The organism is Tropicibacter sp. S64 (assembly GCF_049803835.1).
GTDB lineage: Bacteria > Pseudomonadota > Alphaproteobacteria > Rhodobacterales > Rhodobacteraceae > Pacificoceanicola.
Genome location: NZ_JBNAGK010000002.1, coordinates 1 through 23,206, shown reverse-complemented (window position 1 = coordinate 23,206; position 23,206 = coordinate 1). Strand labels below are relative to the sequence as shown.

The following is a 23,206-nucleotide window of genomic DNA, read 5'->3' as shown; positions in this document are numbered from 1 at the left end:
CCTCTTGCGTGCCTTTTTGTCCGGACAAGACTAGCCTGTAACGGGAGCCGTGGGAAGCGCCGGATCGAGAAGACGGTCGAGCAGTTGCGAGATATCCTCAATCTCCTCGGCGAGAACATGCACGACGTCGTTCTCGCGCTGCAGCCGCCCGGTGACGCGCAGCAGCCGCCCGGCGATCACCGCGCGGCGAAAGCGCTCGTAGAGCTTGCGCCAGACGATGACGTTGACCACGCCGGTCTCGTCCTCCAGCGTGAGGAAGATGACGCCTTTGGCGGTTCCGGGCCGCTGGCGCAGGATCACGAGACCGGCCACGGTGACCCGCGCGCCGTTCGGCGGCAGCAGGATCTGCGCGGCGGTGAGCGCGGCGGGCGGGCGCGGCCAGTCGGGGGGAGAAGGGTAGATCATGAGAACAAGTGTAGAACATTTGCGATTGCAAGGGAAGCGCGCCACGCGGCGCTGCAAAAGGGACTGGCGGTGCCGCGCGCGCGCGTTTAGGTAATGGCCCGAAGACGAGACAGGAGCAGCTGGCATGGCGAAGATCACCTATATCGAGCACAACGGCACCGAGCACGTGGTGGAGGTCGCGAATGGCCTGACCGTGATGGAAGGCGCGCGCGACAACAACATTCCGGGCATCGACGCGGATTGCGGAGGTGCCTGTGCCTGCTCGACCTGCCACGTGTACGTGCACCCGGACTGGGTGTCGAAACTGCCGGCGCGGGAAGACATGGAAGAGGACATGCTCGACTTCGCCTTCGAGCCGGACCCGGCGCGCTCGCGCCTGACCTGCCAGCTGAAGGTGTCGGACGCGCTGGACGGGCTGATCGTCCAGATGCCGGAAAAGCAGATCTGATGGCAGGGGCGCCGCGTCTGCCGCTGCGTGCGTGGCACGGGCGGGTGCGCGGCGCGGTGCTGACGGCGGCGCTCGTTGTGGTGGCGGCAGGGGCGTCCGCCTGCGAGGCCGTGGGCGACGGATACGGCCTGCCGGGGCGGTTTGCCGAAACCGAGGTTGCGAATGCGACGCCGGGCGGCGGGCGGCACGAAGGCTGGGCCCCGCGCGGGGCTCGGTTCGTGATGCATGCCGGCTATGATGTCGAGACCGACGAATACGGCCACGGCGTGCTGGGCGGGCTGCGCGATGCTAAGGTGCTGACAATCCACCTGAGGATACCCGGCGACGCCCGCATCACCTGCCCGAAAGGCGTGAGGCTGCCGGAAGGGCAGGTCTTCGAAGACATCGCCCCGCGACTCGCCGATCTCGACGGCGACGGCATGCCGGAGATCCTCGCGGTGCGCTCTACCGTGAATGGCGGTGCGTCACTGGTTGTCTACGACCGCTTCGGTCGCGAACGGGCGGCCACGCCGCCGATCGGCCAGCGCAACCGCTGGCTCGCGCCGGTCGGGGCGGCGGATCTGGATGGCGACGGCGCAATGGAGATCGCCTATGTCGACCGCCCGCATCTCGCCAAGGTGCTGCGCATCTGGCGGTATGACGGCGTGAGCCTGCGGGAGGTTGCAGCCGCCGAAGGGGTCAGCAACCACCGTATCGGCCGGGAGCACATCGCCGGCGGGGTTCGGAACTGTGGACAGGGTCCGGAGATGATCGTCGCGGATGGCGATTTCGACCGGCTGCTGGCGTTGCGTTTCACGGGGACGGCTCTGAGTCGCCGCGATCTTGGCACCTGGTCGGACGGCGCGGCGCAGGCGGCCCTGGCTTGCCGGTAGGGCGTTGCCCACGCCGCCGTGAGACTCCACCGCGGTATGTGTAGAATCCGAGAAACAAGAGGATCGGGCCCGGCCATTGGCAATCCCTCCGGTGTCCGGATTGAATGTTTGCCCAAAGCCCTCTCCAAGGGGCCAAAGCACCTGCCAGGACGCAACCCAGGCTTCTTTGGTCCCCAAATACCTGGGGGCTCCGGGGGCAAAGCCCCCGACAAAAATTTTGCGAAGACAAAATTTTCCCCCGCGCCGCAGGCGCGCGGGTCGGTGCGCGCAGCGCACCGAAACACCTCTTCGGCGCTTTTCCTCTTCAATTCCGCGCGGCACATCTCTAATCCTCGCTCCCCATGAGACTACTCTTTCTTGGCGATGTGGTGGGCCGCTCCGGGCGGCAGGGGATTCAGGACCGGCTGGCGAAGCTGCGTGAGGACTGGCGGCTGGATTTCGTCGTGGTCAACGGCGAGAACGCTTCCAACGGGGCGGGCCTCACCGCGGCCCATGCGAAGCTGCTGTTCGACGCGGGTGCCGATGTGGTCACCCTCGGCGATCATGCCTTCGACCAGAAGGACATGCTGACCCACATCGAGAGCGACAATCGCATCATCCGCCCGATCAACTTCGCCAAACAGGCGCCGGGGCGGGGCGTGGCGCTGTTCAGCGACCGGCGCGGGCGCAAGGTGCTGGTGGCGCAGGTGCTCGGGCAGGTCTTCATGAAGCGGGCCTTCGACGATCCCTTCTCCGCGCTCGATGACGTCTTCCGCCGCCATCCGCTTGGCGGGCAGGCGCAGGCGATCATCGTGGACATCCATTGCGAGGCAACTTCGGAGAAGATGGGCATCGGCCATTTCAGTGACGGCCGGGCGAGTCTCGTGGTCGGCACGCACACCCATGTGCCCACGGGCGATGCGCAGATCCTGCCCGGCGGCACCGCCTTCATGGCCGATGCGGGCATGTGCGGCGATTACAATTCCGTCATCGGCATGGACAAGGCCGAGCCGCTGCGCCGGTTCGTGACCGGCATGGCCAAGGGCCGCTTCCAGCCGGCGGAAGGCGAGGCGACGCTCTCCGGCCTCTTCGTCGAGACCGACGACCGCACCGGCAAGGCCCTCTCCGTCAAGATGGTCCGTCAGGGCGGGCGGCTCGAACAGAGCGGGCCTGCGTGAGCGCGGTCGGGCCGCGCTGGCTGCCGTTTGCGGCGCTGATGGTGATCGGCGCGGCCTGGGGCGCGACGCAGCCGATGAGCAAGATCGCGGTCTCCGAAGGCTACCGCCATTTCGGTCTGCTGTTCTGGCAACTGGCGCTCGGCGCGGTCATCCTGCGCACGATCATGGTCTTTCGGGGTACGACCCTGTCGCTCCGCCCGGAGCATCTGGCGCGCTATCTCCTTATTGCCCTGCTCGGCTCCGTCCTGCCCGGCATCGCCTCCTACAGCGCGGCGGCGCATCTGCCGTCCGGCGTGCTGTCGATCCTGCTCAGTTCCGTGCCGATGCTGGCCTTTCCCGTGGCGCTGGCCCTCGGGCTGGAGCGCTTCGCGCTGCGTCGGCTGCTTGGCCTGTCGCTCGGCATGCTGGGTGTCGCCCTGCTGATCCTGCCGGAGACTTCCATGCCCCGGGCGGTGCAGCTGACCTGGGTGCCGATCGCGCTGCTCTCCTCGCTGTGCTACGCCTTCGAGGGTAACCTCGTCGCGAAGATCGGGCGCGGCGGCATCGGCCCCGTCGCGCTGCTGGCCGGGGCCTCCCTCGTCGGCGCGGTCATCTGCCTGCCGCTGGCGCTCCTCACCGGGCAGTTCATCGACCCGCGCGGGCCCTGGGGCGCACCGGACTACGCCTTGCTGACCTCCTCCGTACTGCATGCAGGCGCCTATACTGGCTATGTCTGGCTGGTTGGCCTCGCCGGGTCGGTCTTTGCGGTGCAGGTGAGCTATTTCGTCACGCTGTTCGGCGTCGGCTGGGCGATGCTGATCCTCGGTGAAGGCTACGGCGGCTGGATCTGGACGGCGCTCGCGCTGATGCTCGGCGGCATGGCCCTTGTGCAACCGCGTCTGCAGGCTCTTGCTCCGCCGCCGCCAAGCGGTCAGAATGTGGAGCCGCAGTAAAGAGGCAGGCAGGGGCAGCAGACACCATGAATTGGTTTGAATTGAGCCAGACGGGGCAGGCCGGTGTGACGCTTGCCGTCGTCGCGGTCATGTTCGCGCTCTTCGTGCGCGAGGTCTATCCGGTCGAGGTGACCGCCATCGGCGGGGTCTCCGCCCTGCTGCTGCTCGGCGTCTTGCCTTATGACGCGGCGCTTGCGACCCTGTCGAACCCGGCCCCCTGGACCATCGCGGCGATGTTCATCGTCATGGGCGGGCTGGTGCGCACGGGCGCACTCGACGTCTTCACCCGCTATGCGCAGGACCAGGTGGTGAAGCGGCCAAGGCGGGCGATGATCGGAATCATGGCCGTGGTGGTGCTCGCCTCCGCCTTCATGAATAACACGCCGGTCGTGGTCGTGATGCTGCCGGTCTTCGTCCAGATCGCCAAATCGCTCGGGATCGCGCCCTCCAAGCTGCTGATCCCGCTCAGCTATGCCGCCATTCTGGGCGGCATGACCACGCTGATCGGAACCTCGACCAACCTGCTTGTGGATGGCGTTGCGCGGAACGCGGGGCTGGAGCCGTTCTCCATCTTCGAGGTGACGCCCATGGCGGTGATCCTGGTCGCCGTGGGCATGGGATACCTGGCGCTGGCCGGGCGCGTGCTGTTGCCGGAGCGGGCGTCGATGGCAGGGATGCTGTCGGACCGCTCGAAGATGAAGTTCTTCACGGAGGCCGTCATTCCGCCGGAATCAAACCTGATCGGCCGCGAGGTTCAGGGCGTGCAGCTGTTCAAACGGGAAGGCGTGCGGCTAATCGACGTGATCCGTGGCGACGAATCCCTGCGCCGCAATCTTGCCGGCGTGACTTTGGAGGTCGGGGACCGGGTGGTTCTGCGCACCCAGATGACGGAGCTGCTGTCGTTGCAGCGGAACAAGTCGCTGAAACGGGTGGACCAGGTGTCCGCGAAGGAGACCAACACCGTCGAGGTGCTGATCACGCCCGGGTGCAAGATGGTCGGCCGGTCGCTCGGCGCCCTGCGTCTGCGGCGGCGGTTCGGCGTCTATCCGCTGGCGGTGCACCGGCGGAACCAGAACATCGGGCGGCAACTCGATCAGTTGGTGGTTCGGGTCGGTGACACTCTGCTGCTCGAAGGCGCGCCGGACGATATCCAGCGACTGGCGGAGGAAATGGACCTCGTCGACGTCTCGCATCCCTCTGCCAAGGCCTTCCGGCGCGGGCATGCCCCCATCGCCATCGCGGCGCTGGTCGGCGTGGTCTTCCTCTCGGCCATCGAGGTGGCTCCGATCCTGCCGCTGACAGTCATTGCCGTCGCGGTGATCCTCTTCGCCCGCTGCATCGACGCCGAAGAGGCATTTTCCTTCATCGAGGGTCGCCTTCTGGCGCTGATCTTCGCCATGCTCGTGGTCGGCGCGGCGCTGGAAAGCTCCGGGGCGGTCAACCTGATCGTCAATGCCATCGCGCCGCACCTGGCGGACCTGCCTCCGGTGCTGCTCGTCGGGGCGGTGTTCTTCCTGACCTCGGCACTGACGGAAGCCATCAGCAACAACGCGGTCGCCGTGGTGGTTACGCCGATCGCGATTTCTCTGGCGAATGCCGTGGGCGTCGACCCGAGGCCGCTTGTGGTGGCGGTGATGCTGGCCGCCTCCTGCGCCTTTGCCACGCCCATCGGGTACCAGACGAACACGCTCGTCTACGGCCCCGGCGGGTATCGCTTCACGGATTTCGTCAAGGTGGGGATCGGGATGAACCTGATCATCGGCGTGATCGCCTCGATCCTGATCCCGGTGTTCTGGCCGCTGTGAGGCGGCGCGACACGATCCCGGACCTGATCCGGGATCTGCTGCCATGAGGCCCCGGGTCAGGCCCGGGGCTGCGGCGGGCAGGCGTTCAGCGGACGATCTTGCCGCCCGCCGCTTGCCAGTGTCCCAGTCCGCCGATGTTGTGGACCTCCTCGTGGCCCATACGCTGCAGCAGGCCCTTGGCCATGGCGGAGCGTGCGCCGGAGGCACAGTAAACCGCGATCGGCTTGCCCGCCTTCAGCGCGTCGAGGCACTCCGGGCTGCGCGGATCGGCGCGCATCGCCAGCGTGGCGGAGGGGATCGAGACGGCACCCTCGGCCATGCCGGACGCGCGGATTTCCATGGGATCGCGGATGTCGATCAGCACGATCTCGCCGCTTGCCACCAGCGGCAGCGCCTCGGCGGCAGTCATGTCGCCCCCGCGCAGGGCGTTCGAAAGAAATGCAAACATTGGGCGTCTCCTGAAGACTTGCTCGATTCATATACATTCAGAAATGGGAATGTAAAGGGCACGGTGACGTGTTCTTGTAAAGTTCTCATTTTTCAATTGGCGATCCGGATGGTATCGCCTATCTGTTAAGCGGTCTTTAACCCCGGGGGGCGTCATGCCTGAGCTGAAGTACATCGAGGTGCGCGGTGCGCGCGAGCACAACCTCAAGAACATCGACGTGGACATTCCGCGCGATGAGCTTGTGGTGATCACCGGGCTGTCCGGCTCGGGCAAATCCTCGCTGGCCTTCGATACGATCTATGCCGAGGGGCAGCGGCGGTATGTCGAGTCGCTCAGCGCCTATGCCCGGCAGTTCCTCGACATGATGGAAAAGCCTGACGTGGACCACATCAGCGGTCTTTCCCCGGCGATTTCCATCGAGCAGAAGACCACGTCGAAGAACCCGCGCTCCACCGTCGGCACGGTGACGGAGATCTACGATTACCTGCGCCTGCTCTTCGCGCGCGTCGGCACGCCCTATTCGCCCGCCACCGGCATGCCGATCGAGGCGCAGCAGGTGCAGGACATGGTGGACCGGGTGATGGCGCTGGAGGAGGGCACGCGCGGCTATCTCCTCGCGCCCATCGTCCGGGACCGGAAGGGCGAGTACAAGAAGGAGTTTCTGGAACTGCGCAAGCAGGGTTTCCAGCGGGTGAAGGTCAATGGCGAGTTCCACGAGCTCGACACGCCGCCGACGCTGGACAAGAAGTTCCGCCACGACATCGACGTGGTGGTCGACCGCATCGTGGTGCGTGAGGGTATGGAGACGCGGCTGGCGGATTCGTTCCGGACGGCACTCGACCTAGCGGATGGGATTGCCATTCTGGAGACGGCCCCGAAGGAGGGCGACCCGGAACGCATCACGTTCAGCGAGAATTTCGCCTGTCCGGTCAGCGGCTTCACCATCCCGGAGATCGAGCCGCGCCTGTTTTCCTTCAACGCGCCGTTTGGCGCTTGCCCGGAGTGTGACGGCCTTGGGGTCGAGCTGTTCTTCGACGAGCGGCTGGTGGTGCCGGACCAGACGCTGAAGATTGCGGACGGGGCGCTGGCGCCCTGGCGGAAGGGCAAGAGCCCGTATTTCCTCCAGACCATCGAAGCCATCGCAAAGCATTACGAATTCGACAAGAAATCCCGCTGGAAGGATCTGCCCGCGCATGTGCAGCAGGTTTTCCTCTATGGCTCCGGGGACGAGGAAATTCAGTTCCGTTACGATGAGGGCGGGCGGATCTATCAGGTGTCGCGGACCTTCGAGGGGGTCATTCCGAACATGGAGCGGCGCTATCGCGAAACGGATTCGAGCTGGATTCGAGAAGAGTTCGAGCGCTACCAGAACAACCGCCCCTGCGGCGCCTGCGGCGGCTATCGTCTGCGGGAAGAGGCGCTGGCGGTGAAGATCGGGCCTGCGAAGGACAAGGAGCATCTGCTGCATGTCGGGCAGGTGGTGCAGATGTCGATCCGGCAGGCCTATGACTGGTGCCAGACGGTGCCGGAGAACCTGACCAACCAGAAAAACGAGATTGCCCGGGCCATTCTGAAGGAGATCCGGGAGCGGCTTGGATTCCTGAACAACGTGGGATTGGAATACCTTACGCTGTCCCGTTCAAGTGGTACGTTAAGTGGTGGCGAGAGCCAGCGCATCCGGCTTGCCAGCCAGATCGGCTCCGGCCTGACGGGTGTGCTTTACGTTCTGGACGAGCCGTCCATCGGTCTGCACCAGCGCGACAACACGCGCCTGCTCGACACGCTGAAAAACCTGCGCGATCAGGGGAATACGGTGATCGTGGTGGAGCACGACGAGGAGGCGATCCGCGAGGCGGATTATGTCTTCGACATCGGCCCGGGCGCCGGTGTGCATGGCGGGCAGGTGGTGGCGAAAGGCACGCCGTCGGAGATCATGGCGGACCCGGCGAGCCTGACCGGGCAATACTTGAGCGGCACCCGCGAGATCCCGGTGCCGCAGCAGCGGCGCAAGGGAAACAAGAAGAAAATCAAGGTGGTGAAGGCCACGGGCAACAACCTCAAGGAGGTCACGGCGGAGTTCCCGCTGGGCCAGTTCGTTTGTGTGACGGGCGTCTCCGGCGGCGGCAAGTCGACGCTGACCATCGAGACGCTGTTCAAGACCGCCTCCACGGCGCTCAACGGTGCGCGGCAGACGCCTGCGCCCTGCGAGACGATCAAGGGGCTGGAGCATCTCGACAAGGTCATCGACATCGACCAGCGCCCCATCGGCCGGACTCCACGTTCGAATCCAGCCACTTACACCGGGGCCTTCACGCCGATCCGGGACTGGTTCGCGGGTCTGCCGGAGGCGAAGGCGCGGGGCTACAAGCCGGGGCGGTTCAGCTTCAACGTCAAGGGCGGGCGCTGCGAGGCGTGCCAGGGCGACGGCGTCATCAAGATCGAGATGCACTTTTTGCCGGATGTCTATGTCACGTGCGAGACTTGCAAAGGCCACCGCTACAACCGTGAAACTCTGGAAATCAAGTTCAAGGGCAAGAGCATAGCCGACGTTCTTGATATGACGGTCGAGGATGCGCAGGAGTTCTTCAAGGCGGTGCCGTCGATCCGGGACAAGATGGATGCGCTGATGCGCGTCGGCCTTGGCTACATCAAAGTGGGCCAACAGGCGACGACGCTGTCCGGCGGCGAGGCGCAGCGGGTGAAACTGTCGAAGGAACTGGCGAAGCGGTCCACGGGACGCACGCTCTACATCCTCGACGAGCCCACCACTGGCCTGCACTTCGAAGATGTGCGCAAGCTCTTGGAAGTGCTGCATGAACTGGTCGATCAGGGCAACACGGTGGTGGTCATCGAGCACAATCTCGACGTGGTAAAGACAGCGGATCACATCATCGACATCGGTCCCGAGGGTGGTGACGGTGGCGGCGAGGTCGTGGCTGTCGGCACACCCGAAGAGGTGGCGGCGGTGGAGCGCTCGCATACGGGCCGGTATCTCAAACCGATGCTGAAGACGGGGAAAGTGGCGGCGGAATAGCCGGGATTGTTGACGTTTCGGCAGTTGCCCGGTTCGTGATTTGGATCGAATCGCCGATTTTGTTAATGTTCTGCTTTGGCCTTCTGCTTGGCCTGTCCTTGTACACGGTGCAATTCATGCTGCGTTTCAAACTCATGGCGGCCCTGCTGCTGGGCCTGCTGCCTGCTTCCCTCAGCGCTCTGACGGTCATCCCGGACACGGATGAGGGCGGCGTTGCGCCCACTGCCGTGCTGACAGTGGCCAAGGGTAATGACGTCAAGGCCGGCGAGATCAATGCCGCGCTGCTTGACTTCATCAACCAGTTCACCAGCCCGGAGTTCTCGGTGATCCGCGCGGGTGACGTCTACAAGGTCGACGATCCGGTGACCGCCTCCGGTTTCGATTTCACCGCGCTCGATGGCGCGCCAAAGGGCGAGTCCCGCAATTTCAGCTGGTCGACCGACGATGCCTACCAATTCGTGGTTTTCAAAGCGGGCCAAGGGTTTGTCGCGCATTACTACGCAGGGGGCATCACCGGAAACGCGGTGACCCTCGACAAGGGCATCAGCCATCTGAGCTTCCTCGTTCCGCGTGGCTATCCGGGGATCGTGGTCTCGACGCCGGTCCCCGTACCCGCCAGCGGCCTGCTGATGCTCGGTGCGCTCGTCGCGCTCGGTGCACGGAGACGGTGGCTAACCCGATAGAACGCATCGGCGCAATCCCGGCCAGCGCAGGCGCGTGGGCCGGGTGCGGTTCGCGGCTCCGTCGGCCCGGGTCAGTCCTTCGTCTTGCAGGTGTTGATGCCGAGCAGACTGTACGGCGGGCAGGAGCCCATGGCGGCTGTTGCCAGCATCGCCACGCCGACGATGAGCGCGAGCCATTTCAGGATGCCTCCGGCCATCGAGAAGAAGACGATCAGCAGCACGATACCGATGAACGTGCGGATGAAGCGGTCGGATTGACCCATATTCTTGGCAAACATGTTTGATCCCCTTGGTAAAGTTCAGTTTCCGGGCAATGTTTTCACCATACAACGCATTTTGAATATGATTTGTATCAAATTTTCCGGAGCGGGCGCGAAAAGACCGCCGGGGAGACGGTCTTTCGGTCAGTTGGTCAGCGCCTCGAACGCGCCGATCAGTTTCATCACGGCGTCGGTCTTCGGGTTGACCTGGTAGACGGTGCCATCGACCCGGTAATACGTCAGGTTTGGATTGAGCCTGTAAAGGGAGGGGTCGCGGATCAGCACGTAGGGACGCTCGATGCGCTCGCCGATCTCGTAAAGCCCGCTGTGGCGCTCCTGCTCGGGCGCGGTATTCTTCGCGAGGCCCGGCGGCATGCAGGCCGGATCCTTCTTGGCCAGGCCGGGCGGGCAGGCTTTCGGGCTGGCGGTTGCGGCAATCGGGCCGGTGGCGGTGATCAGGCCCAGCAGGGCCAGTGTGACAAGGCGTTTCATTGGTCTGCTCCTTTCTGTAGGCGGTTAACGCTGCAGAGCAGAAAAGGTTCGGCGGGCCAGCTGCGACAAGCTGCCGCCGAACCCGACGTCAGCCGCGACCGCGCTTTTCGAACCGGGGGAGCATGGCGGAGAAGTCCATGCCTTTGCCGTCTTCCTGCTCGACGAATTGCGCGTAGAGGTCCATGGCGGCCCGGCCCATGGGGGTATCGGCGTCGGCGCTCTCCGCGGCCTGCTGGGACAGGCGCAGGTCCTTGAGCATCAGGTCGGCGGCGAAACCGGGCTTGTAGCCGTTGTCGGCAGGTGATTGCGGGCCGATGCCCGGCGCGGGGCAGTAGGCGTTCATCGTCCACGAATATCCGGAGGAGGTGCTGACCACGTCGAACATCGCCTGCCGGTCGAGGCCGAGCTTGTCGGCCAGGGCGAAGGCTTCACAGGTGGCGATCATGGTGACGCCAAGGATCATGTTGTTGCAGATCTTCGCCGCCTGTCCGTTGCCGGAGGGCCCGCAGTGCACCGCCTTCTGGCCCATGATGTCGAAGAGGGGTTTGGTCTTGGCGAAGGCCTCTTCGGAGCCGCCGACCATGAAGGTCAGCGTCCCGGCACTGGCCCCGCCAATGCCACCCGAGACCGGGGCGTCAAGGGCACCGAGGCCCGCTTCGGCAGCCTGAGCCGCGACGGCGCGGGCGCTGTCCACGTCGACGGTGGAGCAATCGAGCAGCACCGCGCCCGGGGTCATGGCCGGGATGACCTCTGCCGCCACATCGCGCAGGATCGCGCCGTTGGGCAGCATGGTGATGACCACATCCGCGCCGCTGGCCGCCTGCGCCGCGCTGCTTGCCACAGCGGCGCCCTCCACGGACACGCCTGCCACGTCGAAGCCGGTCACGTCATGCCCCGCCTTGATGAGGTTCGTGGCCATGGGGCCGCCCATGTTGCCCAGTCCGATGAATCCGATCTTCATGCCTCTCTCCCTGAAAGTCAGCGCGTCCTTGCCAAGCGGCGTCAACATGCGGCTGACGTCCACAGCCGGCACCTTGCTCAGATCATGCCGCCATTTCGGCGTCTTGTCCTTGTCGATGATCGCCGCGCGGATGCCTTCGAGGAAGTCGCCCTGTTCCATGATGCGATGCGAGACGCGGTATTCGAGTTCCAGCGCCTTGCGGATGGACAGGTCCAGAGCGGTGCGCAGGCGGTGGATCATCTCCAGCGTGACGGCCATCTCAAGCGGCGCGTTGCGCTGCAGCGTTTTCAGCGCCTTCGCGGCGAAGTCGCTGCTCTCGGCACTCAGCGCGTTCACGATGTCCTGCAGGCTTTCGCCACCGAACAGCGCGTCGATCTGCGCTTGCTGCTCCGCCAGCGGGCTGTGCGGCGCGGGCAGGGCGCAGGCGATGACATGGCCGGCATCGCCGGTCTCGCACAAGAGGGTCTTGAGCGCGGGCCATTCCGGCGCGGGGATGTAGCAATCGGCAAAGCCCGCGTGGATGGCATCGCCGGGCCCCATGCGGGCGGCGGTCAGACCGAGATACTCGCCCAGCCGCCCCGGGGCCTTCGCCAGCCGGAAGGTGCCCCCGACGTCGGGCACGAAGCCGATGCCGACCTCCGGCATGGAGATCTGCGTGTCGTCACAGACGATCCGGTGCGAGACATGCCCGCCAAGGCCGACGCCACCGCCCATGACGAAGCCGTGCAGGAAGGAGACGATCGGCTTGTCGTATTCCGCCAACTTGGCGTTCATGCGGTACTCGTCGCGCCAGAAGGTGCGGCCGTAGTCGAAATTGCCTTCGATGCCGGTCTGGTACATCTCGGCAATGTCGCCACCGGCACAGAAAGCGCGGTCGCCCTCCGCGTCGATCAGGACAAGATCGACTTCCGGATCCTGACGCCAAGCGTCGAGCGCCTTTTCGGTGGCGAGGCACATGTCGTAGCTGAGCGCGTTCAGCGCCTTGGGCCGGGTCAGCGTGATGTGCCCCGCGCGGCCGTGTTTTCGGATGCGAATGTCAGTCATTTGGTTCCTGTTCGGTGCGTCTGGAGGAAAGTCCGTCGACGGACCTTCCGATGTCTTCCAGGACATTTGGGCGCGTCAGCCTTTGAGCAAGTGCCGGGCAGTGATCATGCGCATGATTTCATTGGTGCCTTCGAGGATCTGATGCACCCGCAGATCGCGCACCAGCTTCTCGATGCCGTAGTCGGCGAGATAGCCATAGCCGCCGTGCAGCTGCAGGCACTGGTCGACGATCCGGCTGCCCGCCTCGGTCACGAACTTCTTGGCCATGGCACAGAATTTCGTGGCGTCCGGCGCCTGCGTGTCGAGTTTCCACGCCGCCTGCCGCAGGAAGGTCCGTGCGGCCTGCAGCTCGATTTCCATGTCGGCAAGACGGAATTGCAGCGCCTGGAACTGGTCGATCGACTGGCCGAAGGCCTTCCGTTCGGACATGTACCGCAGGGTCATGTTGAGCGCCGTCTGCGCCGCGCCGAGCGAGCAGGCGGAAATGTTGAGCCGACCACCGTCGAGGCCCGCCATGGCGTAGCTGAAGCCCTTGCCTTCCTCTCCAAGGAGGTTCTCCGACGCCGTGAAACAGTCGTCGAACTGCACCTGCCGCGTCGGCTGCGATTTCCAGCCCATCTTATCCTCCAGACCGCCGAAGGACAGACCCTCAGCGCCATCTTCGACGTACAAAGCCGATATGCCTTTCGGCCCGTCCCCGCCTGTGCGGGCCATGACAACATAGGCGTCGGAATACCCGCCGCCGGAGATGAAGGCCTTGGTCCCGGTGAGCCGGTAGCCCTCGTTGCTCCGCTCCGCCCGCGTCTTCAGCGCCGCCGCGTCGGAGCCGGAGCCGGGTTCGGTAAGGCAGTAGCTCAGCACCGTCTCCATGGTCATTGCCTTGGGCAGGATGCGCGCCTTCATCTCGTCGGAGCCGAAGCTGTCGATCATGCGGGCGCACATGTTGTGGATCGACAGGAACGCCGCGACGGAGGGGCAGGCCATGCTGAGCGCCTCGAAGACAAGCGTGGCGTCGAGCCGCGTGAGACCGGAGCCGCCCGCCTCCTCGCTGACGTAAAGCCCGCCGAAGCCCAGTTCGGCGATGCGTGGCCAGAGATCCTTGGGGATCGTGCCCTCCGCCTCCCACTGACGGGCAAACGGCGCGATATGCTCCTGCCCGAAGGCGTGGGCCATGTCGAAGATGGCAGTCTGCTCTTCGCTCAGCGCAAAATCCATGGTCGGTCTCCTCCCGTCCGAAATTGAACACTTGTTCAGATTGTGCCGGGAAGGGCCGCAGGATGCAAGCCGCGCAGGTGCAAGGCGGTTTTGCAGAAATGCAAAACTCTGCGTCTGTTTCCGGTCGATTGTTTGCGATAACGCAGGGTTTTCAGAGCGCTTGGCGGATCACCGCTTCGACCCGCTTCAAGCCGACCTCGTTGTCGAATTTCGTCTCCGCCGTGGCGCGGGCCGCCGCAGCCATGGCGCTGCGGTCGCTCAGGTCGAGAATATCGGCGATCTTCCGGGCGAACCCGGCTTCGTCCCATTCGTCCACGAGAAGCCCGTTCACCCCGTCCTCGACTGCCTCGGGAATGCCCGCATGGCGGGTCGAGAGCGTGATGCAGCCGCAAGCCAGCGCCTCCTGGATCGCTGTGGGCAGCCCTTCGGTGTTGCCATTGGCCGCCGTCACCGAATGCTGGAGAAAGACTTCGGTGGTCAGCAGGTGCTCGCGCACCTCAGCATGCGGCAGGGCGCCGGTGAAGGTCACCTGTCCGGCGATGCCGAGCGCCTCCGCCTGCGCCTTCGACGGCTCCAGCAGGGGGCCGTCCCCGATGAAGGTCAGATGCGCCGCGCGTCCCTTCGCGGCCTCGGCAAAGGCCCGGAGCGTCACCTGCGGCGCCTTCTTCTCGACCATGCGGCCGACGGCGAGAAAGCTGCCGGGCACCTTCTCCCCCGGGGAGAAGCGGCGGATGTCGACGCCGGAGGGCACGACATGGGCGTTCGGGTGGCTGATCCCGTGCCGGGCGAGGTTGTCGAGCAGGAATTGGCTGACCGAGAACATCCCCGCAAGACGCGGCATCATCAGCCGATAGGACCGAACCCTCTGGCGCGAGGTCAGCGCGGCGGAGGCGTCCGTTCCGCGCCAATAGGTGAAGACCGGAAGGCCGAGATCATTACCGAGTTTCGCCACCACCAGCGCCTGCGTGCCGAATTCGGCGAGGATCGCCTTGACGCCATGCGCGCGCAGGAATGCCGCCATTGCCGCGCGGTTGTCGCCGTAGGGCAGGCGGGACGTGCCATGCAAGGCCGCCCCGAACACCGCGGAGATGGGCGCCAGCACCTTGTCCTTTGCCGAAAGCCGCCCGCGCCGCTCGAAAATCGGTTTGCCATAGGGATCGCTGCCGTTGAACCGCCCGCAGACCACAACGGTCTCCCCGCCGAACATGTGCTCGATGTGCCGGTTGATGAAGGTCTCCCCCGGCACGAAATAATCGGAGGTGGCGATGGCGATGGTCATGGGGTGCTCCCGAAGTCTGCCCACGGTCCTAAACCGACGTCCAAGGCAAGCCAAGGGCGCGGCCTGCATCTTCTTTGGTCCGAAAATACCGCGGGTGAGCGCCGCAGGCGCGAGGGCAGAGCCCTCCCGGCGCTACAGGTCCGCCATGAATTCGTCGACGAGATGCTGCACCACCGCGCGCATCTGTCCTTCGTGATCCTTGCCCTCCGCCTGCGCTGCGGCGAGGACGGCCCGTTGCCGCGTGCTGCCGTTGCCCCGTTCCGCGATGCCGCGCACCCGCTCGACCTCGCGCAGGCAGCGCAGGATGCCACCGTCCTGTTCGACGATCTCGACCAGGTCCTCCATGAGTTGCGGGAACGGCACGATCTCGCCCGCGCCGAAGTCGATCAGCCCTTCCGAGACGCCATATCGTTGCGCCCGCCAGCGGTTCTCGCCGATCAGGAAGGGATCGTAGATGCGCCAGCGCTGGTTCTTCACCCGCAATCGCCAGAGCATCCGCAAAAGGCACTGGTTCAGCGCCGCCAGCGTCAGCGTGTCCTCCAGCCGGGGCTGCACATCCATGATCCGGCTTTCCAGCGTTGGAAAGCGCGAGGAGGGGCGCAGGTCCCACCAGATCCGGCTCGAATCCTCGATCACGCCAAGGTCGATCAGGATCTGCACCGAGCGTTCGTAGTCCTGCCAATTGGCGAACTGCGGCGGCAGGCCGGTGCGGGGCAGGTTGTCGAAGACCGAGATGCGGTAGGATGCCAGCCCGGTGTCCTCGCCCTGCCAGAACGGCGAGGAGGTGGAGAGGGCCAGAAGATGCGGCAGGAAATAGCTCATCTGCCGCATCAGGTCCGCGCGGAGGGGATCGTCGTTCAGCCCGACGTGCACGTGCATCCCGCAGATCAGCATCCGCCGCACCACGCCGCCAAGGTCGCGGCTGAGCTCGTTATAGCGCTGCTTGTCGGTGTGATGCTGGGTTTTCCAGTCAGCCAGCGGATGGCAGGAGGCGGCGATCGGCGCGAGACCGCGGACGCGGGCGTGGCGGGCGACGGTGCTGCGCAGCCGCTTGAGGTCTTCGCGGGCGGCGGCGATGTCGGCGCAGGGCTTGGTGCCGATCTCGATCTGGCATTGCAGAAATTCCGGGCTGACCTGTCCTTCCAGCTCGGCGGCGCAATCCTCCATCAGCCCGTCCGGCGCCTCGGCCAGCGCCATCGTCTCGAGATCGACAAGCAGGTATTCCTCCTCGATGCCGATCGTGAATTCCGGTTCGGTCATGCTCCCTCCACCGCGCTGCTGCGGACAGTTGAGCGCAAAAGGACCGGGCAGGGCAACACCAGTTTGGTCGGGAATGCCGTGCGACGCGTGCGTTCAGCTGCCGTCGTCCGGGACCCGGACCGCGTCCAGCATGTCCTTCAGACGGTCTTCGGGCAGCCCGAGCACCTCTGCGGCGGCGCGCACGGTTCGGGTCAGGTGCAGGCTGAACGCCACGTTGTTCTCGACGATCTGCTGGTACATGCGGGCCATGCCGAACTGCACGTCGCGCTCGCACAGGACAACGTAACGGACTGTCTCGGGCATCTCCGCATGGACGTCGCGCAGCCGCGAGGCGAGATGGGCGATGCCACGGTAGTCGGCATCGAAGAAACGCACGTCGCGCAGGTCCGTCACAAAGTCGAAGTCCGGCGAAAAGGCTTCGTCTGCCATGATCTGCCGGGTTGCGCTCAGGCACATGTCAGGATGGTAACGCCCACCGAGTCGGTACACGATGCATCTGTTTTCGCTGTATATTCGATATCGGAAGGCCATGCATCAGATCCACCGGTTTGATCGTTACGCGCGTACTGTGTGACGTAGTTGGAGTGCCGTCTTCATAGCACAATTTGGGCGCACTTGTGCAATTTGTCATACTTATAATGCAGGTCCGTGCGACGTTCCACGATACAGTCATCCCACTGTTTCGGTCTGGGCGTTTGCGGCCACAATGTTGCCGCAAAGTGTTTCGAAACGATTCTCCTTCTGCCCGACCAGCCGGAGCGCTTCGTGTTCGTCCCGGGTCACGACGATGCGAATCTTCGACAGAGGGTTCTGCAACTGCTCCAGCAACCGGCCAATCCCGAAGAACAGATCGGTCCGGGTGTAAATCACGCTGATCACCGGGCGCGGGAATTGCCGCAAGGATTTGTGCAGAGAGAACAGGTGCGTCATCATTCCGCGGCTGGAGGTGTCCACGGAGGCGAGGGCGCGTGTGTCGCTCAGCATCGGAAAGTCCGGATCGAACGCGGGATGTCGGACATACCGCTCGAATATCTCCGCGCCTTCGCGGGTGTCGACGGTTTTCTGGAACCGGAACAGGGTCAGTCTCCGGTCAGGATGGATTGAAAACGAAATGGTCACGACGGCCCCATCAACAAGAAATGTGCGACTCCGTAGTCTCAGCGTTGCAGTTGGTTGACGCTAGGGCAAGGGCGGAACACGCAAAAAATCATCCCCCGCAGGACGAAGATCTCATTTTGCAATTATCCGTTGTTCCCACCCGGGGAGTTAAATCGCCCGAGAGTTGCACGGTATGCCTGCCTCGCCGGCGGAAAGTTACAGTTGGGGGCAATAAAAAAATCCCCCCGACGGATATCGGGGGGAGTGTTGCCTGTTTGGAGGGGCGATTCAATCAGTCCATCGCCTTGAAGTTGAATTCGCCGCCTTCCTTGATGCCCGAGAACCAGCGGGCGGTGACCGTCTTGGTCTTGGTGTAGAAGCGGAAGGCGTCCGGGCCGTATTGGTTCAGGTCGCCGAAGGCCGACTTCTTCCAGCCCCCGAAGGTGTGGTACGACAGCGGCACCGGGATCGGGAAGTTGATGCCGACCATGCCGACGTTGACCCGATGGGCAAAGTCGCGGGCGGTGTCGCCGTCGGCGGTGTAGATCGCCGTGCCGTTGCCGTAGGGGTTGTCGATCACGAGGTTCAGCGCATCCTCATAAGTGTCGCGGCGCACGGTCGACAGGACCGGGCCGAAGATCTCTTCCTTGTAGATGTCCATGTCGGGCGTCACGTTGTCGAAGAGCGACGGGCCGCAGAAGAAGCCGTTCTCGTAGCCCTGAAGCTCGAAGCCGCGCCCGTCGATGAGCAGGTCCGCGCCCTGTTCCACGCCGGAAGCGATGAGGCCCTCGATGCGCGCCTTCGACGCCGCTGTGATGACCGGGCCATAGTCCATCTCCTGATCGGAGGTGTAAGGCCCGACGCGCAGCTTCTCGACGCGCGGCACAAGCGCCTCGATCAGCTTGTCGGCGGTCTCCTTGCCAACCGGCACCGCAACGGAGATCGCCATGCAGCGCTCGCCCGCCGCGCCATAGCCAGCCCCGACCAGCGCGTCCGCCGCCTTGTCGATGTCGGCGTCGGGCATGATGATCATGTGGTTCTTCGCCCCGCCGAAGCACTGGGCACGCTTGCCGTTGTTCGCAGCGCGGCCATAGATGTACTGGGCGATCGGGGTCGAGCCGACGAAGCCCACCGCGGCGATGTCCTCGTTGTCGAGGATCGCGTCGACGACTTCCTTGTCACCGTTGACCACCTGCAGGACGCCGTCGGGCAGGCCGGCCTCCTTGATCAGTTCCGCAAGGCGCAGCGCGGTGGAGGGCACGCGCTCGGAGGGCTTGAGGATCATGGCATTGCCGCAGGCCAGCGCCGGGGCCATCTTCCACAGCGGGATCATCGCCGGGAAGTTGAACGGGGTGATGCCGGCGACAACGCCGAGCGGCTGGCGCATGGAATAGAGGTCGATGCCAGGGCCGCCATCATCGGTGAATTCGCCCTTGAGCAGGGACGGCGCTCCCATGCAGACCTCGACCACTTCAAGACCGCGCTGTACGTCGCCACGGGCGTCCGGCAGGGTCTTGCCATGCTCGCGGGAGACCAGCTCGGCCAGCTCGTCCATGTGCTGGTTGATGAGCGCCCCGAAGGCCATCATCACGCGGGCGCGGCGTTGCGGGTTGGTCGCGCCCCAGGCCTTCTGGGCCTCGACGGCCTTGGCCACGGCGTCGTTCAGCTCGTCCACGGAGGACAGCGGCGTTCTTGCCTGTACCTCGCCGGTTGCCGGGTTGTAGACGTCCGAGAAACGTCCCGACGCGCTCTTCACGCGGGCGCCGTTGATCCAGTTGGTGAGTTCGGTCATGGAATCCTCCTGTCTCCAGTTGGCGCGGACCGTATCCTTGCAAAAATGCCGAATAAAGAGGTAATCTGGCAAAAGGGTTTTGCGTTTATGCAAAGACCCTGCGTCAAGGGGGCGCGTGATGTCGGACAGTTGGGATGACCTGCGGATTTTTCTGGCGGTGGCCCGGGGCGAGAGCCTGTCTGCTGCGGGGCGTGTGCTGCGCATGGACCCGGCGACGGTGGGGCGCCGGATTGCGCGGCTGGAGCAGACCATGGGCGCATCGCTTTTCGTCAAGAGCCAGCAGGGTTATGCCTTGAGCGAACCCGGCGCGCGTATGTTGCGCCACGCGGAGGCGGCAGAGCAGGCGCTGTCACTGGCGACGGAGGCGGTGCAGGGTGAGGCGGAGGGGCTGTCCGGACAGGTCCGGATCGGTGCGCCGGACGGCTGTGCCAACTTCCTGCTGCCACAGGTCTGCGCCGCGATCGCGGATCACAACCCCGACCTCGAAGTCCAGATCGTCGCATTGCCGCGCGTGGTCAACCTGTCGCGGCGCGAGGCGGACATGGCCATCGCCGTCAGCCCGCCCACCGCTGGGCGTCTCGTCGTGCAGAAAATAACCGATTACCGGCTGCATCTGGCCGCGTCCGAGGCTTATCTTGCACAAAATGCCCCAATTCGTGCGGTTTCTGACCTGCACGGCCATCGCATCACTGGCTACATTCCGGACATGATCTTCGACAAGGAGCTGGATTACCTCGGCGATCTGGGTCTGACCCGCGTGCCGCTCGCATCCAACTCGGTTTCGGTCCAGTTCAACTGGGTCCGGCAGGGGGCGGGCCTCGGGATCGTGCATGACTTTGCCCTGCCGACCGCCCCGGACCTGCGCCGCATCCTGACCGACCAGGTCAGCCTCAAACGCAGCTTCTACCTGGTGCGCCATACCGATGACCGCAGGCACGAAAGGATGAACAGATTTGCAAAAGCGCTGACCCAGGGCATGCGCATGGAGCTGGCCCGTCTCGAGGCACTCTGCCTAAACGTCTGACTTGACAAATTGCCGCACCCTGATGGACGCTTGACGTTACGGAGCACCAAAGGAGGCCATCGATGCAAGTGCAGAACATTCTGAAAAGCAAGGGATCTGACGGCGTGGTGACGGTCAAGCCCGGCACGCTGATCGAGGAAGCGGCGAAGATCCTTGCAGAAAAACGCATCGGGACCGTGGTGATTTCCGAGACCGGCAAGGACGCGCTCGGCATTCTGTCGGAGCGCGACATCGTGCGCGTTCTGGCCACCCGCGGCGCATCCTGCATGGGCGAGACCGTGGACAGTTACATGACCCGCAAGCTGGTCACCTGCACCCGGTCAGACCTGTCGGACAGCGTGCTCGAACAGATGACCGAGGGTCGCTTTCGCCACATGCCCGTGGTCGAGGACGGTGTCATGATCGGCCTGATCACCATCGGCGACGTGGTCAAGGCGAGGCTGTCCGAACTCGACATGGAAAAGAAAGCGCTCGAAGGCATGATCATGGGGCACTGAACCCGTCCGGAGATTTCCGGGTTGCAATCCGACGCGCAATAATGTTGCGTGCGCTGGAACGTGACACAGGGGGCCAAGACCCATGCGCATCGCTTTGTATCCCGGAACCTTCGACCCCATCACGCTGGGGCATATCGACATCATCCGGCGCGGCGCGGCGCTGGTTGATCGGTTGGTGATCGGCGTGGCGATCAACCGCGACAAGGGGCCTCTGTTCTCTCTCGAAGAGCGCGTGGCGATGATCGAGGACGAATGCGCGGCGCTGTCGAAAGAGACCGGCACACAGATCGTGGCGCACCCTTTCGAAAACCTCCTGATTGATTGCGCCCGCGATGTCGGGGCCCAGATCATCGTGCGCGGCCTGCGGGCCGTTGCAGATTTCGAGTATGAATATCAAATGGTTGGCATGAACCGGGTGCTCGACAGTTCGGTCGAGACCGTGTTCCTGATGGCGGAGGCGCGGCACCAGGCGATTGCGTCCAAGCTGGTCAAGGAAATCGCGCGGCTGGACGGGGATGTGTCGAAATTCGTCACGCCGCCGGTGCGTCAGGCGCTGCTCGCCAAGCTCGGCAAGACGCCGCGGTGAGCGCCGTCCGGGGTCGTCAGACCCGCGATCGGCGCTCGGTGTCGAAAAGGTCGGGCAGGGCCCGTTGGACGGCGATCACGGCTCAGCCGTAGACGGCTTCATGGGCGATGCGGCGTGCATCGGCCGGATAGATACCGAGATCCTGGGCCACGTCCTGCGGCATGCTCTGCAGTTCGCGCAGGGTGCGGTTGTACTTCGCGCGCTTTTCCATCCGGATGCGCAGGGTGTCAAAGAAACCGTTCATGGGTTCTCTCCTTGGGTTGTCCAGCAGGGCACCATACCTTGCTGATAGCGCCAACATAGGCGTTGCTGCGGTGCAGAACAATTGTCGGGATGGTCTTGCCGCGTTGCAGAAACTGCATGGGCAAGCGCGGTATCGTTAACGTCTCGATACGCCGGTCCGGGCTTCCGGGCCTGATTTCAAAGGCGCTAACCTTTTCTTTACCTGATTCTGGTTAACCTCGCTGCATCACGAGGCTGTCCAGTGCCGCCAAACCGGCGAAACGGACCCTCGCAAGGACGGAGAGTCACATGCGTATCGGATATGCATCGGCGCTTCCCTTGACCAGCACGCCGGGCCGGGGGGCGGCTATGGTGCAGGAAGTGTCTGCGGTGAAACCCGTGGCATCGCAGCCCGGATTTCAGCCACCCACCCCGGTGTCCACCCAGTTTCTGCCGCCCGGCGCGGTGCAATCCCTGCCAGCCGCCGCGGCGCAGGCCGCCTCTGCGTACAAGGCCGCAAAGGGTGCGGTCGCCGCGACACGGGCAACGGCAGACCGCTGAGGCCCCAGGTCAACCGGCAGTGCAGGTGAAGCGGATGGTCACGTCCTGAAGCGCGACGCGACGGTGTGTGACCATGGTGCCGGTCTGGATGACGTCTGTAACGTAGCGGATCCCGCCGCGGGTGACGTCGGTCACGGTATAGCCGGACGGACAGGTCTTCCGGGCGACCGGCTCGCAGGCATAATACGCCGTCACAGGTTTCCCGGCGTTTGGTCCGATCTGCGCCCGGCGCCCGATCACCGTCGGGTCGATGTCGCAATCGGTCTCAAACAGGGGGTTTCCGTCCTTGGTTCCGATAGCGGTCGCGGGCCGTGCCAACGCTTCATAAAGGCAGCCAGACAGGGCGAGACAGGCGAGGGGTATCAATAGCGGTTTCATCGTTACGATCCTGACAAGACAAGAAAAACCCCGGCCCGAGAGGAGCCGGGGTTCGCGCACGGCGCGTCCTGTCCAATGTCAGATCAGCTTGCCCATGGCAACCGCCGTGTCGGACATGCGGTTGGAAAAGCCCCATTCGTTGTCATACCAGGTCAGGATGCGGACCATGGTGCCGTCCATGACCTTGGTCTGGTCCGTGTGGAAGACCGACGAATGCGGGTCATGGTTGAAGTCGGAGCTGACGAGTTTCTTGTCGGTGTAGCCGAGGATGCCCTTGAGCGGGCCGTCGGCGGCATCGCGGATCGCGTCGTTGATCTCCTGCACCGTGGTCGCGCGGGACGCCTCGAAGGTCAGGTCGACGACTGAGACGTTCGGCGTCGGCACGCGGATCGCGACACCGTCGAGCTTGCCGTTCAGTTCCGGCAGAACCAGCCCCACGGCCTTCGCCGCGCCGGTGGACGTCGGGATCATCGAGAGCGCGGCGGCGCGGGCGCGGTAGAGGTCCTTGTGCATGGTGTCCAGCGTCGGCTGATCACCGGTGTAGCTGTGGATCGTGGTCATGAAGCCTTTCACGATCCCGACGGTATCGTTGAGCACCTTGGCCACCGGCGACAGGCAGTTCGTGGTGCAGGAGGCGTTGGAGACGACGATGTCGACGCTGGTCAGCACGCTGTCATTGACGCCGAAGACGATGGTCTTGTCGGCACCGTCGCCGGGGGCGGAAATCAGCACGCGCTTAGAGCCATTCTCCAA

Annotated in this window: 25 protein-coding genes and 1 pseudogene; 11 read left to right on the top strand and 15 right to left on the bottom strand. The window is 64.5% G+C overall.

Annotation, left to right across the window (positions count from 1 at the left end; genetic code table 11):
* Positions 1-30 precede the first annotated feature (30 nt).
* A complete protein-coding gene (locus ACP159_RS03340; RefSeq protein ID WP_425098220.1) occupies positions 31-405 on the bottom strand; it encodes an OB-fold nucleic acid binding domain-containing protein in 375 nt (124 codons plus the stop codon).
* Positions 406-529: 124 nt separating this feature from the next.
* Between ACP159_RS03340 and ACP159_RS03335 the strand changes: the two genes are divergently transcribed.
* From ACP159_RS03335 to ACP159_RS03315, 5 genes are all read left to right on the top strand, one after another.
* Positions 530-853, top strand: a complete 324-nt coding sequence (locus tag ACP159_RS03335) for a 2Fe-2S iron-sulfur cluster-binding protein (protein WP_425098219.1) — start codon at positions 530-532, stop codon at positions 851-853.
* Positions 853-1,725 carry an FG-GAP repeat domain-containing protein gene (locus ACP159_RS03330; RefSeq protein WP_425098218.1) on the top strand — a complete coding sequence of 291 codons (873 nt, stop codon included), beginning with the start codon at positions 853-855 and terminating at the stop codon, positions 1,723-1,725. The genes ACP159_RS03335 and ACP159_RS03330 overlap by 1 nt, the downstream gene beginning before the upstream one ends.
* Positions 1,726-2,066: 341 nt before the next feature.
* The gene (locus ACP159_RS03325) at positions 2,067-2,882 is read left to right on the top strand and encodes a TIGR00282 family metallophosphoesterase (protein ID WP_425098217.1); all 816 of its coding nucleotides are present in this window, start codon (positions 2,067-2,069) and stop codon (positions 2,880-2,882) included.
* Positions 2,879-3,814 (top strand): DMT family transporter, encoded by a 936-nt coding sequence (locus ACP159_RS03320; protein WP_425098216.1) that lies wholly within the window; start codon positions 2,879-2,881, stop codon positions 3,812-3,814. The genes ACP159_RS03325 and ACP159_RS03320 overlap by 4 nt, the downstream gene beginning before the upstream one ends.
* 26 nt (positions 3,815-3,840) lie before the next feature.
* Entirely contained in the window at positions 3,841-5,619 is a 1,779-nt protein-coding gene (locus ACP159_RS03315) for an SLC13 family permease (RefSeq protein ID WP_425098215.1), read from the top strand.
* Positions 5,620-5,704: 85 nt separating this feature from the next.
* On the opposite strand, the gene ACP159_RS03310 is transcribed toward ACP159_RS03315, so the two are convergent.
* Positions 5,705-6,067: a rhodanese-like domain-containing protein gene (locus ACP159_RS03310; RefSeq protein ID WP_425098214.1), complete on the bottom strand. Its 363-nt coding sequence runs from the start codon at positions 6,065-6,067 to the stop codon at positions 5,705-5,707.
* A gap of 154 nt (positions 6,068-6,221) precedes the next feature.
* Between ACP159_RS03310 and uvrA the strand changes: the two genes are divergently transcribed.
* Together uvrA and ACP159_RS03300 are read left to right on the top strand one after the other, a co-directional pair.
* Positions 6,222-9,101 (top strand): excinuclease ABC subunit UvrA, encoded by a 2,880-nt coding sequence (gene uvrA, locus ACP159_RS03305; RefSeq protein ID WP_425098213.1) that lies wholly within the window; start codon positions 6,222-6,224, stop codon positions 9,099-9,101.
* Between the two features lie 116 nt (positions 9,102-9,217).
* Positions 9,218-9,784 (top strand): VPLPA-CTERM sorting domain-containing protein, encoded by a 567-nt coding sequence (locus tag ACP159_RS03300; RefSeq protein ID WP_425098212.1) that lies wholly within the window; start codon positions 9,218-9,220, stop codon positions 9,782-9,784.
* A gap of 71 nt (positions 9,785-9,855) precedes the next feature.
* Here the strand turns inward: ACP159_RS03300 and ACP159_RS03295 are convergent, their stop codons facing one another.
* The 10 genes and pseudogenes from ACP159_RS03295 to ACP159_RS03250 all read right to left on the bottom strand — a co-directional run bounded on the left by ACP159_RS03295 (position 9,856) and on the right by ACP159_RS03250 (position 19,185).
* Positions 9,856-10,062: a YgaP family membrane protein gene (locus tag ACP159_RS03295; RefSeq protein WP_425098211.1), complete on the bottom strand. Its 207-nt coding sequence runs from the start codon at positions 10,060-10,062 to the stop codon at positions 9,856-9,858.
* Positions 10,063-10,188: 126 nt separating this feature from the next.
* On the bottom strand, positions 10,189-10,536 hold the full coding sequence (locus ACP159_RS03290) for an excinuclease ABC subunit A (RefSeq protein ID WP_425098210.1): 348 nt from the start codon (positions 10,534-10,536) through the stop codon (positions 10,189-10,191).
* Positions 10,537-10,624: 88 nt separating this feature from the next.
* On the bottom strand, positions 10,625-11,497 hold the full coding sequence (gene mmsB / locus ACP159_RS03285; RefSeq protein ID WP_425098672.1) for a 3-hydroxyisobutyrate dehydrogenase: 873 nt from the start codon (positions 11,495-11,497) through the stop codon (positions 10,625-10,627).
* A gap of 27 nt (positions 11,498-11,524) precedes the next feature.
* Positions 11,525-12,541 (bottom strand): annotated as a pseudogene (locus ACP159_RS03280) (enoyl-CoA hydratase/isomerase family protein); the annotation flags it as partial.
* Positions 12,542-12,616: 75 nt separating this feature from the next.
* Positions 12,617-13,756, bottom strand: a complete 1,140-nt coding sequence (locus ACP159_RS03275; protein WP_425098209.1) for an acyl-CoA dehydrogenase family protein — start codon at positions 13,754-13,756, stop codon at positions 12,617-12,619.
* Between the two features lie 151 nt (positions 13,757-13,907).
* A complete protein-coding gene (locus ACP159_RS03270; RefSeq protein WP_425098208.1) occupies positions 13,908-15,035 on the bottom strand; it encodes a glycosyltransferase in 1,128 nt (375 codons plus the stop codon).
* Between the two features lie 132 nt (positions 15,036-15,167).
* Positions 15,168-16,295 (bottom strand): carboxylate-amine ligase, encoded by a 1,128-nt coding sequence (locus ACP159_RS03265; protein ID WP_425098207.1) that lies wholly within the window; start codon positions 16,293-16,295, stop codon positions 15,168-15,170.
* 93 nt (positions 16,296-16,388) lie between these two features.
* Positions 16,389-16,724, bottom strand: a complete 336-nt coding sequence (locus tag ACP159_RS03260; RefSeq protein WP_425098206.1) for a hypothetical protein — start codon at positions 16,722-16,724, stop codon at positions 16,389-16,391.
* Between the two features lie 240 nt (positions 16,725-16,964).
* Complete coding sequence (locus ACP159_RS03255) at positions 16,965-17,249, bottom strand: hypothetical protein (RefSeq protein WP_425098205.1); 285 nt, start codon at positions 17,247-17,249, stop codon at positions 16,965-16,967.
* Between the two features lie 436 nt (positions 17,250-17,685).
* Positions 17,686-19,185 (bottom strand): CoA-acylating methylmalonate-semialdehyde dehydrogenase, encoded by a 1,500-nt coding sequence (locus ACP159_RS03250; RefSeq protein ID WP_425098204.1) that lies wholly within the window; start codon positions 19,183-19,185, stop codon positions 17,686-17,688.
* A gap of 118 nt (positions 19,186-19,303) precedes the next feature.
* Between ACP159_RS03250 and ACP159_RS03245 the strand changes: the two genes are divergently transcribed.
* From ACP159_RS03245 to coaD, 3 genes are all read left to right on the top strand, one after another.
* The gene (locus ACP159_RS03245; RefSeq protein ID WP_425098203.1) at positions 19,304-20,209 is read left to right on the top strand and encodes a LysR family transcriptional regulator; all 906 of its coding nucleotides are present in this window, start codon (positions 19,304-19,306) and stop codon (positions 20,207-20,209) included.
* A 62-nt stretch (positions 20,210-20,271) separates the two neighbouring features.
* Positions 20,272-20,706, top strand: coding sequence for a CBS domain-containing protein (locus ACP159_RS03240; protein WP_425098202.1), 435 nt, complete (start codon positions 20,272-20,274; stop codon positions 20,704-20,706).
* Positions 20,707-20,788: 82 nt separating this feature from the next.
* Entirely contained in the window at positions 20,789-21,292 is a 504-nt protein-coding gene (coaD, locus tag ACP159_RS03235) for a pantetheine-phosphate adenylyltransferase (protein WP_425098201.1), read from the top strand.
* A gap of 82 nt (positions 21,293-21,374) precedes the next feature.
* On the opposite strand, the gene ACP159_RS03230 is transcribed toward coaD, so the two are convergent.
* Positions 21,375-21,536, bottom strand: coding sequence for a hypothetical protein (locus tag ACP159_RS03230; RefSeq protein ID WP_425098200.1), 162 nt, complete (start codon positions 21,534-21,536; stop codon positions 21,375-21,377).
* Between the two features lie 287 nt (positions 21,537-21,823).
* Here ACP159_RS03230 and ACP159_RS03225 point away from each other — a divergent pair, with 287 nt between their 5' ends.
* Positions 21,824-22,075: a hypothetical protein gene (locus ACP159_RS03225; RefSeq protein WP_425098199.1), complete on the top strand. Its 252-nt coding sequence runs from the start codon at positions 21,824-21,826 to the stop codon at positions 22,073-22,075.
* Between the two features lie 9 nt (positions 22,076-22,084).
* On the opposite strand, the gene ACP159_RS03220 is transcribed toward ACP159_RS03225, so the two are convergent.
* Positions 22,085-22,453: a hypothetical protein gene (locus ACP159_RS03220; protein WP_425098198.1), complete on the bottom strand. Its 369-nt coding sequence runs from the start codon at positions 22,451-22,453 to the stop codon at positions 22,085-22,087.
* Between the two features lie 78 nt (positions 22,454-22,531).
* The coding region (locus ACP159_RS03215; RefSeq protein WP_425098197.1) for a type I glyceraldehyde-3-phosphate dehydrogenase at positions 22,532-23,206 on the bottom strand (675 nt) is incomplete at its 5' end.